Annotated in this window: 9 protein-coding genes; 3 read left to right on the top strand and 6 right to left on the bottom strand. The window is 70.2% G+C overall.

The annotated features are described in order from the left end of the window. On the top strand, nt 1-1,111 hold a 1,111-nt coding region (locus tag G6023_RS01020), incomplete at its 5' end, for a phytoene desaturase family protein (protein ID WP_241727592.1). A gap of 8 nt (nt 1,112-1,119) precedes the next feature. On the opposite strand, the gene G6023_RS01025 is transcribed toward G6023_RS01020, so the two are convergent. From G6023_RS01025 to G6023_RS01040, 4 genes are all read right to left on the bottom strand, one after another. Further along, complete coding sequence (locus G6023_RS01025; RefSeq protein ID WP_182633856.1) at nt 1,120-2,736, bottom strand: hypothetical protein; 1,617 nt, start codon at nt 2,734-2,736, stop codon at nt 1,120-1,122. Nucleotides 2,737-2,813: 77 nt separating this feature from the next. Beyond that, a complete protein-coding gene (gene ilvC, locus G6023_RS01030) occupies nt 2,814-3,827 on the bottom strand; it encodes a ketol-acid reductoisomerase (protein ID WP_182633857.1) in 1,014 nt (337 codons plus the stop codon). Nucleotides 3,828-3,881: 54 nt separating this feature from the next. Then, nucleotides 3,882-4,388 (bottom strand): acetolactate synthase small subunit, encoded by a 507-nt coding sequence (ilvN, locus tag G6023_RS01035; protein ID WP_067718247.1) that lies wholly within the window; start codon nt 4,386-4,388, stop codon nt 3,882-3,884. Further along, the gene (locus G6023_RS01040) at nt 4,385-6,280 is read right to left on the bottom strand and encodes an acetolactate synthase large subunit (protein WP_096905282.1); all 1,896 of its coding nucleotides are present in this window, start codon (nt 6,278-6,280) and stop codon (nt 4,385-4,387) included. Before G6023_RS01040 ends, ilvN begins: the two co-directional genes overlap by 4 nt. Before the next feature lie 287 nt (nt 6,281-6,567). Here G6023_RS01040 and G6023_RS01045 point away from each other — a divergent pair, with 287 nt between their 5' ends. Beyond that, nucleotides 6,568-7,002, top strand: a complete 435-nt coding sequence (locus tag G6023_RS01045; RefSeq protein ID WP_083249449.1) for a PH domain-containing protein — start codon at nt 6,568-6,570, stop codon at nt 7,000-7,002. Here G6023_RS01045 and G6023_RS01050 read toward each other — a convergent pair. After that, the gene (locus tag G6023_RS01050) at nt 6,895-8,388 is read right to left on the bottom strand and encodes a YhgE/Pip domain-containing protein (protein WP_241727593.1); all 1,494 of its coding nucleotides are present in this window, start codon (nt 8,386-8,388) and stop codon (nt 6,895-6,897) included. The two genes, G6023_RS01045 and G6023_RS01050, sit on opposite strands and share 108 nt — an antisense overlap. A 189-nt stretch (nt 8,389-8,577) precedes the next feature. On the opposite strand from G6023_RS01050, the gene ilvD reads away from it, so the two are divergent. Continuing rightward, nucleotides 8,578-10,416, top strand: coding sequence for a dihydroxy-acid dehydratase (ilvD, locus tag G6023_RS01055; RefSeq protein WP_182633858.1), 1,839 nt, complete (start codon nt 8,578-8,580; stop codon nt 10,414-10,416). 39 nt (nt 10,417-10,455) lie between these two features. Here the strand turns inward: ilvD and G6023_RS01060 are convergent. After that, nucleotides 10,456-10,914 (bottom strand): DoxX family protein (locus G6023_RS01060; protein WP_182633859.1); only part of this gene is annotated, 459 nt, incomplete at its 5' end.

Consider the following 10,914-nt stretch of genomic DNA (forward strand, 5'->3'; position numbering starts at 1 on the left):
GTCGCGCGCCGAGGCGGACCGGTGGTGGACGCTCATGGGCCCCCTGGGCCGCAGGGCGGAGGACGTCGTGGCGACGGCCCTGTCCGATCAGCGCTCGGTCCCGCACCTGGGGGCGACCGCGGCACTCGGCACGGCGTTCATCCGCGCCCACCCCCGCGGTGTGGTCGGCGATCCCCTCGGTCCGGACGGACGGACGCTGCTGTCCGGGATCTCGGCCCACGCGATCACCCCGCTGTCCTCCCCGGCCGCGACGGGGGTCGGCCTCGTCCTGGGCTCGTTGCTCCACTCGCCGCTCGGCTGGACGCTGCCGGTCGGCGGCAGCGGGGCCATCACCGCCGCACTGGCCGACGCGATCCGGGATGCCGGGGGGGAGATCCGCTCCGGGGTCGGCGTGGATTCGCTGGCACGGCTCGACGCCCGGGACATCGTCTTCAACACGTCCTCCCGGATCCTCGGCGAGATCCTCATGGCATCCTCGCCCTCTCCGGCCGTGGCCCGCCGCGCACGCAGACTCCTGGAGGCGCCGGTCGGCGGGGCCGCGGCGAAGGTCGACCTGGTCCTGTCCGGCCCGGTTCCGTGGCGCGACGGCCGGCTCGCCGACGCCGGCACTGTCCACCTGGGTGGGGATTCCCATGCCATCGCGGCCGCCGAGCGCGAGGTCGCCGCCGGTCGGCACGCCGATCGGCCCATGATCCTCGTCTCCCAGCCGTGGGTGACCGACCCGGGACGAATCGCCCCGGACGGTCGACGTCCACTGTGGACCTACGCGCACGTGCCCGCGTTCTCCGACCGTGACCAGACCGAGCAGGTGCTCGCCGCGCTCGAGGCGGTCGCGCCGGGGGTGCGGGACGTGGTCGTGGCCGCCCACTGCACGCCCGCGGACCGGATGGCCGAGCACAACGCCAACAACGCCGGTGGGGACATCGCGGCGGGACGCGTGGACCTGCGGGGGCTCATCGCCCGCCCGGTGCCGCGGGCCGACCCGTTCGCGACCGGCATTCCCGGGGTGTGGCACGCCTCCGGCTCGACCCCTCCCGGCCCGGGCGTGCACGGCATGGCCGGGCAGCACGTGGCGGAGCGCATCCTCGGCGGATTACCGACTCGCTGGTAGGAAGCGAATCACTGGTAGGACACGAACCACGGCCGGGGCTCGACCGCCATGGTCTGCTCGGGCGTGAACGTGGGGGTGTCCTCGTCATAGAAGTTCTTCCACGCCATCCGGATGCCGGACGGCAGCCCGCTGCGCAGGACGTCCCACGTCTCCATCTTCAGGTCCGGGGTGCCGTGACCGTCGGCGTGCAGGACGATTGACACCTCCGGCCTGGAGGTGTCGATCTGGTCGCGGTCGTCGATCATGGCCATGCTGAACTGGTGGAGGATGAGGAGCTTCTGTGGCCCTCCGCTGTCCCGGGTCAGGTCCGCCAGCCAGTCGGTGACCCGGTTGATCTCTTCGGCGTCCACCGACCCGATCTGCGCGCCCGGCTGTTGTCCCGGCTCGAGCTTCCACTCGGGGTCGAGCGCGAGTCCGACGTTCGGGCGGGTGAGCAACTCCTCGAAGATCCTCGCCTGATCGAGGAGGTCGGCCATGCCGGGCTGGAGGTCGATCACCGCGTACCCGCCGGCGTCGGTGATGGCGTCGATCAGCGGGACGAACTCCTGCGGGTCCCACTCGTTGGTGTAGTTGCCGTCGGGTCCGGCGGACGTCGAGGCGACCGTCGCGATGATCTCGAACGCCGGGATGACCGGTTCCGGGGAGTGCGGCTGGTACTCCCCGACCAACTGCTGAACCCGCGCCACGCTCTCCTCTGGTCCCTGCTCGCCGAGGATCCCCAGGGCAGGGGTGATCGGCGACCCGTAGGCGGCCACGAACCGCCGGCCCGGGAACAGCAGCTGTCCGCCGCCCGGCAGTTCGGGAACCGTCCGCGCCTTCTCCACCCGGTCCTCGAGTTCGTCCTCGGTGCCCCACCCGGGCCCGAGCGCGTAGACCGCCTCGGCGTCCCGCACCGCCTCCACGGACCCGCCGTCGACCCGCGGGTCCGGGGTACGGAGGTGGGACACCGCCGCCCCGACGGCCACTGCCGTCGCGACCGCCGCGACCGGCGTCTCGTCGTACACGAGCACGCTGGGTGCGCCCTCGCCGTCCCATGCGGGTTCGCCGCTGTCGAACGGATCGGGGGCCGCGCCCGCGCCGTCGGCAGCGGTGATCTCCCCGGCCGTCATCAGCGCAGGCGTACCCGGCACCTGGTGGACGGTGACGTCGTCGATCCGCCCCGGCGGGACCTCGACCTCGGAGTCGAACGTGATCCCGGTCAGCTCCTCGAGCTCCGGCCGACCTCCCGGGGCGTCGACCACCTCGCCGTCGTCGGGTGTGAAGGCCACCTGCCCGACCCGCAACACCCGCTCGGCGCCGAGTCGCGACACCTCGTCGGCCAATGCCGCGTCCCCGCCCTCGACGGCGGTGAGCATCGGTGCGTGCAACCCGACCGCGACGGAGGCGGCGCGCGCCTGCGCGGCGGCGTCCGGGGCTGCCACCACGACCACCGGGGCGGACTCGATGAGCAGTCTCGTGGTCTCCACGCCGGACCCGTCGGCGTCGGCGGCGACCCGCGTGCCCTCCACCGGGGCGGCTTCGGTTCTCGGTCCGCCGTCACCGGGGTCGGACGTACACGCCACGGTCGTCCCCACCAGGGAAACGGCGAGGACCGCCGCACCCACTCCTCGGTTGAAGTGGCGCACGGCGGTCCTCCTGCTGAAGTCGGGAATCGATCCCGGTGGACCCTACAGGGGCTTCACCGGGTCGGACCCGCGGACCCTCAGGCAGTCTCCGTGATCGGCCGGTCGACCCAGCTCATGAGGTCGCGCAGCTTCTGGCCGGTGACCTCGATCGGGTGCTCGGCGTTCTCCTTGCGGAGCTGCTCAAGCTCCTTATTGCCGCCCTCGACGTTGGCCACGAGGCGCTTGGTGAAGGTGCCGTCCTGGATGTCGGACAGGATCTCCTTCATGCGCTCCTTGGTGCCGGCGTCGATGACCCGCGGGCCGGAGAGGTAGCCGCCGAACTCCGCGGTGTCGGACACCGAGTAGTTCATGCGCGCGATGCCGCCCTCGTACATGAGATCGACGATGAGCTTGAGCTCGTGGAGCACCTCGAAGTAGGCGAGCTCCGGCTCGTAGCCGGCCTCGACCATGACCTCGAAGCCCGTCTTGACGAGCTCCTCGGTGCCGCCGCACAGCACGGCCTGCTCGCCGAACAGGTCGGTCTCGGTCTCGTCCTTGAAGGTGGTCTTGATGACGCCCGCGCGGGTGCCACCGATCGCCTTCGCGTAGGACAGCGCGAGCGCCTCGCCCTCGCCCTTCGGGTCCTGCTCCACGGCGATGAGCGCCGGGACGCCCTTGCCGTCGACGAACTGACGACGCACGAGGTGACCGGGGCCCTTGGGGGCGACCATCGCGATGGTGATGTTCTCTGCCGGCTCGATGAGGCCGAAGTGGATGTTGAGGCCGTGACCGAAGAACAGCGCGTCGCCGTCGTTCAGGTTGGGCTCGATGTCCTCGGTGAAGATCTGCGCCTGCGAGGTGTCGGGGGCGAGCAGCATGATGACATCGGCCCACTTGGTGGCCTCGGCGGCGGTCATGACCTTGAGGCCGGCCTCTTCGGCCTTCGCGCGGGACTTGGAGCCCTCGCGCAGGCCGATCGCGACCTCGACTCCGGAGTCGCGCAGGCTGAGCGAGTGCGCGTGCCCCTGCGAGCCGTACCCGATGACGGCGACCTTGCGGCCCCGGATCAGCGACAGATCCGCCGAGTCGTCGTAGAACATCTCCACTGCCATGGTGGATTCCCTTCGTGTTGTTTCGTGAAGTCGAGACTTGTGTAGGAGTCGAGACTATCGAGTGGTGTTGATGGACTTGGGGCCGCGTCCGAGCGCGACCATGCCGGACTGCACGATCTCGCGGATCCCGTAGCCGTCGAGCATCCGCAGCAGCGCGTCGAGCTTGTCGGGGGTACCCGTGGCCTCGAGAGTGAGCGACTCGGGTGAGACGTCCACGATGTGTGCGCGGAACAGACTCGCGATCTCCACGATCTGACCGCGGTTGGTGGCGTCGGCGCGGACCTTGACGAGAGTGAGCTCGCGCGCCACCGAGCCGGCCGGATCCTGCTCGACGATCTTGATGACGTTGACGAGCTTGTTGAGCTGTTTGGTCACCTGCTCGAGCGGGAAGTCCTCGACGTTCACGACGATGGTCATGCGCGACAGGCCTTCGGTCTCGGTCGGGCCCACGGCCAGCGACTCGATGTTGAACCCGCGCCGGGAGAACAGCGACGAGACGCGCGCGAGCACGCCAGGCTTGTCCTCCACCAGCACGCTCAGGGTGTGGGAGCGAGCGCTCACTGGTCCTCCTCCTCGGCGGCGATCACCGCGGCGTCGATCCGCTCGGTCGCCTCGTGGATGTCCGCGGCGTCGTCCGCCACGGAGTCGGTGTCGTCGAACAGCGGCCGGATGTCCCGGGCCGCCATGATCTCGTCGTTGGACGTGCCCGCCGCGACCATCGGCCACACCTGGGCGTCCTTGCCCACGATGAAGTCGATGAGGACCGGGCGGTCGTTGATCGCGCGGGCCTGTGCGATCACGTCGTCGACGTCCTCGGCGCGCTCACACCGCAGCGCCACGCAGCCCAGGGCCTCGCCGAGCTTGACGAAGTCCGGGATGTGCATTGAGTGGGTCGACAGGTCGGTCTGCGAGTACCGCTCCTCGTAGAACAGTGTCTGCCACTGACGGACCATGCCGAGGTTGCCGTTGTTGATCAGCGCCACCTTGATGGGTGCGCCCTCGATGGCGCAGGTGGCCAGCTCCTGGTTCGTCATCTGGAAGCAGCCGTCGCCGTCGATGGCCCAGACCTCGGCGTCCTGACGGCCGAACTTGGCACCCATCGCCGCGGGGACCGCGTACCCCATGGTCCCCAGGCCGCCCGAGTTCAGCCACGTGCGCGGCTTCTCGTACTGGACGAACTGGGCCGCCCACATCTGGTGCTGGCCGACGCCCGCGCAGTACACGGCGTCCGGGCCGGCGGCGGCGCTCAGCCGCTCGATGACGTACTCGGGAGACAGGGAGCCGTCCGACTGCGGGCCGTAGCCAAGCGGGAACTCACTGCGGATCTCGTCCAGCTCACCGACCCACACGGCGGGCTCGCCCAGCGTGCCGGATTCGCGCGCGCCGCGCAGCGTCTCGACGAGCTCGACGAGGACCTCCTTGATGTCGCCGACGATCGGCACGTCGACGGCTCGGTTCTTGCCGATCTCGGCCGGGTCGATGTCGGCGTGGATGACCTTGGCGTCCGGGGCGAAGGTGTCGAGACGACCGGTGACCCGGTCGTCGAACCGGGCGCCCAGGGTGACCAGCAGGTCGGACCGCTGCAGCGCCGCGACGGCGGCGACGGTTCCGTGCATCCCCGGCATGCCGTAGTGCAGCCGGTGGGAATCCGGGAACGCCCCGCGCGCCATGAGCGTGGTCACGACCGGGATGCCGGTCAGCTCGGCGAGCGCCATGAGCTCCGCGGAGGCGTCGGCCTTGATGACGCCGCCGCCGACATACAGCACCGGGCGCCTGGCCTTGCCGATCATCCGGGCGGCCTCACGGATCTGCTTGCCGTGCGGCTTGGTGACGGGCCGGTAGCCGGGCAGCTTCATCTCCGGCGGCCACGAGAACGTCATCTCGGCCTGCAGGACGTCCTTGGGGATGTCCACGAGCACAGCGCCGGGGCGACCTGTCTGCGCGATGTGGAACGCCTCGGCGATCATCCGCGGGATGTCCTCGCCGTGGGACACGAGGAAGTTGTGCTTGGTGATCGGCATGGTGATGCCCGAGATGTCGGCTTCCTGGAAACCGTCCGTGCCGATGAGTGCGGTCCCGACCTGACCCGTGATCGCCACGATCGGGACCGAGTCCATCTGCGCGTCCGCGAGCGGGGTCACCAGGTTGGTGGCGCCGGGGCCCGAGGTCGCCATGCAGACGCCGACCCTTCCGGTCGCCTGGGCGTAGCCGGTCGCTGCGTGACCGGCGCCCTGCTCGTGCCGGACCAGGACGTGCCGGACCTTGGCCGAGTCGTAGAGCGGGTCGTAGACCGGCAGGATGGCCCCGCCGGGGATGCCGAAGACGACCTCGGTGCCGATCTCCTCGAGGGACCGGACGACGGCCTGGGCCCCCGTCATCCGCTCTGGGGCCGCGGACCGGGCCTTCTGCTCTGCACCCGGACGGGGTCCGGGCTGTGCCGTTGGTGCGCTCACTTCAACTGTCCTTCATGCTGGTCGTGGAGCCGTGGTTCGTGGTCGGCCGTGATCGTGGATTTTTCTGACCGCGGTCTGACCCGGCAACAAAAAACCCCCGTCGGCCACGAAAGGCCGGCGAGGGTGCGCGTCGACGGAAAGCCAGGTAGGGCTCAGGCGCCGACGCGCCGGCCGAGTACGAGACCGTTCCAGGTGTTCACGAGGCCCAGACTAGGCCGCGGCCGACGGTAGCGTCAACTCGTGGAACATCGATCCCACTATGTGGGCCATGCCAGACTGGAGGCATCATGAGTGCCCCTTTCAGAGCTCCCGTCCCGGAGTCGAGCCCCCGCGATCACGCCCTCTTCCGGGTCAACCCGATGTCGTACGTCGTCATCGCCATTTTCGTGCTGGCGATTCTCTGGCCCGTCACGTCCTACCCCGTCGCCCTGGGCTGGCTGGTGCTGCTCCCCGTCGCCTTCGGTTGGTGGGTGGCCCGGACCTGGACCCGACTGGACGAGGACGGTGTCCACCTGTCGTCCTGGCGCTCCCGACGGTCCGTGCCGTGGGACGAGGTCAGGGGTGTGATGTTCCCCAAGCGTGGGTTCGCCCGGCTCGTGACCACCTCTGACACGTCACTCCCGATGGGCGGGGTCTCGTTCCACGACCTCCCGCGGCTGTCCGGCGCCAGCCGTGGCCGTATCCGCGACCCGTACGCCGCGAGCGGACCCGAGTCCGCCTGACCCTTGCGCTCCGCCTGACCCTCCCGCTCCGCCTGACCCTCCCGCTCCGCCGGTCACCCCGCGGCCGGCGGGGACCCGGTCGGCCACGGCCTGGCGTCGCATACCCATCCGCTCGTAGACGACGGTGACCGCCACACCCACGACGAGTCCCGCGACCGCCCAGCCGCCGAGGACCCAGACCGCGTGTCCGAGACCCGCCTCCCACCCGGAGTCGAAGAACATGATCGACCGCAGCCCGAGGTAGGCCTGGTGCATCGGCTGCAGTGTCCCGATGGCGACGAACACCCGCGGGAGCATCTCGGTCGGGGTGGCGCCGCCCGAGGTGGGGATGCCCAGCACCACGAACACCACGAGGTTCACGAGCAGACCGGCGTTGCCGACAGCAGCGATGATCGTGTGCGCACACACCCCGACCGCGACGATGACCAGGTTCGAGAACCAGAACATGTGCCACGGGTCGTACCCGGTGACACCGATGATGTCCGCCACCCACAGGACGAGCCCCGAGACGAGCGGCGCCGTGATCAGCGTGACCACCCACTTGCGGGCCAGTGTCTGGAGCCGCCCGAACGGCGCCACGTGGACATGGAGCGCCACCGGCCCGATCTCCAGCGGGATGAAGCCGAGACGGGCGTCCAGGAGGGCGGAGATGATCATCGCCCCGGTGAATCCCGCCAGGATCACGATCAGCGCGTAGAACATCGGGAGCGACGCGTTCGACACCCCGTCCGGCAGCGGGTTCCACGCGACGACGTCGATCGCCACCGGATCGGAGAGCGCGACCGCGGCCGCGGCGCCGACGGTCCTGCCCTCGGCCTCGGCCAGCAGCCGGGACTGCGACAGCAGTTCGGTCCCCATCCGGTCGTGGAACGATTCCTGCATCGCGTCCGCCATGGTGTTCATGACCTGACCGGAGACGATGGACACGCGTGGCGAGTACTCGAGTGAGATGCGGGCGCGTTCGGGTGGCCCCGCCGCGTCGCCCGCCTCCGTCGCCGCGGCCTCGACGAGCCCGGCCACCCGCCCGCTCAGTTCGGGTGGGATACGGACCGCACCGAAGTACGTGCCGTCGCGGAGGCCCTCCTCGGCGGCCTCCGGATCCACCACGTGCAGCCGGACCCTCCCCCAGTCGTTGTTCTGGAGCAGCCCCGCGGTGATCCGCGACCCCATGTCGAGACCACGCGGACCGATCGGGGTCTCCAGGGTCGCGGCGACGTCCTCGTCCACCACCGCCACGGGGATGTACCTCGCATGGGACTGCGGATCCGCGGTGCCCCCCAGGTACATGAACGACAGGAGGAAGAACAGTCCACAGACCAGGGCCACCGCCCCCGCCGAGTGCGAGAGGAACTCACGTAGCCCACCCGTGTGACCGGAGTCGGTCATGTCCATCCCCATTCGCGTCACGTCGAGGCCGGCCGGATGGCCGACCGTGAGAAGAGTAGACCCACATCGGGGCGTATTGTGTGGTGGTCACGGCGCGATCGGGTGTCGCCGCGGGGCGCGCGCACACCGCTGCCCCGTACGGCACGACCCCCGGAATGCGCCCTCCCCATCGAGTCGGAGCGAGGTCCCATGCCGCCCCTGAGGTCACGAACCAGTACCGCCGGACGCAACGCCGCGGGGGCGCGTGCCCTCTGGCGCGCGACCGGCATGACGGACTCGGACTTCGGTAAGCCGATCATCGCGATCGCGAACTCGTACACCCAGTTCGTGCCGGGCCACGTCCACCTGAAGAACGTCGGGGAGATCGTCGCCGAGCAGATCGCGGCGTCGGGCGGCGTGGCCCGCGAGTTCCACACCATCGCGGTGGACGACGGGATCGCGATGGGCCACGCGGGCATGCTCTACTCGCTGCCCAGCCGGGAGATCATCGCGGACTCGGTGGAGTACATGGTCAACGCCCACACGGCGGACGCGCTGGTGTGCATCTCGAACTGCGACAAGATCACCCCGGGCATGCTCAACGCCGCGATGCGGTTGAACATCCCCACCGTGTTCGTCTCCGGCGGGCCGATGGAGTCGGGGTTCTCCGTCGTCGTCGACGGCGTGGTCAAGGCGGGCTCGGACCTCATCACGGCGATCTCCGCGTCCGCCAACTCGGCCGTGGACGACGAGGGCCTGGACGCCATCGAGCGCTCGGCCTGCCCGACGTGCGGGTCCTGCTCCGGGATGTTCACCGCCAACTCCATGAACTGCCTCACCGAGGCCCTGGGGCTGTCGCTGCCCGGCAACGGCTCGACCCTGGCCACCCACAGTGCGCGGCGTGAACTGTTCGCCGAGGCCGGCCGGGTCATCGTCGACCTGTGCACCCGCTACTACCGGGACGAGGACTCCTCGGTGCTCCCCCGTTCGGTCGCCACCAGGTCGGCGTTCACCAACGCCATGGCGCTGGACGTCGCGATGGGCGGCTCCACCAACACCGTGCTCCACATCCTCGCCGCCGCGCAGGAGGGCGAGGTCGACTTCGACCTGGGCGACATCGAGCAGATCTCCCGCCGGATCCCCTGCCTGGCCAAGGTCGCGCCCAACTCGGACTACTACATGGAGCACGTCCACCGGGCCGGCGGCATCCCCGCGATCCTGGGCGAGCTGTACCGCGGGGGCCTGCTGGAGACGGACGTCCACTCGGTCCACTCCCCGTCGCTCGAGCAGTACGTCGCGGACTGGGACATCCGCAGCGGCACCGCGACCGAGAAGGCGATCGAGTTGTTCCACGCGGCCCCGGGCGGGGTGCGGACGATCGAGCCGTTCTCGACCGACAACCGCTGGGAGTCGCTCGACACGGACGCGGAGAACGGCTGTATCCACTCGGTCGAGCACCCGGCGACCGCGGAGGGCGGGCTCGCGGTCCTGCGCGGGAACATCGCGCCGGACGGGTCCGTCTTCAAGACCGCCGGCGTGTCCGAGGACAACTTCCACTTCTCCGGTCCGGCCAGGGTGGTCGAGTCCCAGGAGGAGGCCGTCTCGGTCATCCTGGACAAGACGCTGCAGGCCGGCGAGGTGCTGGTGGTGCTCTTCGAGGGCCCGGCCGGCGGTCCGGGGATGCAGGAGATGCTGCACCCCACGGCGTTCATCAAGGGCGCCGGCCTCGGAACGAAATGCGCGCTCATCACCGACGGCCGCTTCTCGGGCGGGTCGTCCGGGCTGTCCATCGGTCACATCGCCCCGGAGGCCGCCTCGGGCGGCCCGATCGGCCTGGTGCGTGACGGTGACATCGTGACCATCGATGTCGCCACGCGGTCCATCTCGGTGGATGTCGACGACGACGAGCTGTCCCGCCGCCGCGCCGAGAGGGGCCCTCTCCCGTGGCGGCCGGTCAAGCGTGATCGGAAAGTGTCCACCGCTCTCCGCGCGTACGCCTCGATGGCGTCCTCGGCGGACAAGGGTGCCGTGCGCATCCTGCCCGACTGACGCGCCTGGTCAGGGCCGCGCGCCCCGGCTCCCGGGCTCTCAGCCCGCGGTGACCGGGGCGCTGTCGGCTGAGGAGGTCAGCGGATTGGTGCCGTTGAGGAAGTACCACACCAGACCGGCGATGACCGCCACGACGATCACCCACACGACGCCGCTGAAGCGGGGACGGTGGGACCATGCCCACTTGCGGTCGGCGGACCATCGTCCCGGTCCGGAGAAGAGGAGGGTCACCAGCGCCGCGGCGTAGAGGATCGACACCTCGAGTCCGCGGGTGGTGTCACTCAGCACGGGGATGGGGTCGGTCCCGGTCAGTCGGATCGCTATCCCCAGTCCGATGAGCCCCAGCAGACCGGCCGCCGCCACCGGGGTGGCGAGTCCCACCACGAGCATGACGCCCGCCACCAGTTCGACGGCGCCGCCGGCGATCGCCAGGATGCGGGCCTGGTCGAATCCGGAGTCGGTGAGAGTCTGCGTGAACCCGTCGATCCCGGGCCCGCC

The organism is Dietzia sp. DQ11-71 (assembly GCF_014144995.1).
In the GTDB taxonomy this organism is placed as follows: domain Bacteria; phylum Actinomycetota; class Actinomycetes; order Mycobacteriales; family Mycobacteriaceae; genus Dietzia; species Dietzia kunjamensis.

Excerpts from the sequence above, each read along its gene's own strand:
- ilvD (WP_182633858.1), top strand. The coding sequence starts at position 8,578 with ATGCCGCCCCTGAGGTCACGAACCAGTACCGCCGGACGCAACGCCGCG.
- ilvC (WP_182633857.1), bottom strand. The coding sequence starts at position 3,827 with ATGGCAGTGGAGATGTTCTACGACGACTCGGCGGATCTGTCGCTGATC.
- G6023_RS01050 (WP_241727593.1), bottom strand. The coding sequence starts at position 8,388 with ATGACCGACTCCGGTCACACGGGTGGGCTACGTGAGTTCCTCTCGCAC.
- G6023_RS01045 (WP_083249449.1), top strand. The coding sequence starts at position 6,568 with ATGAGTGCCCCTTTCAGAGCTCCCGTCCCGGAGTCGAGCCCCCGCGAT.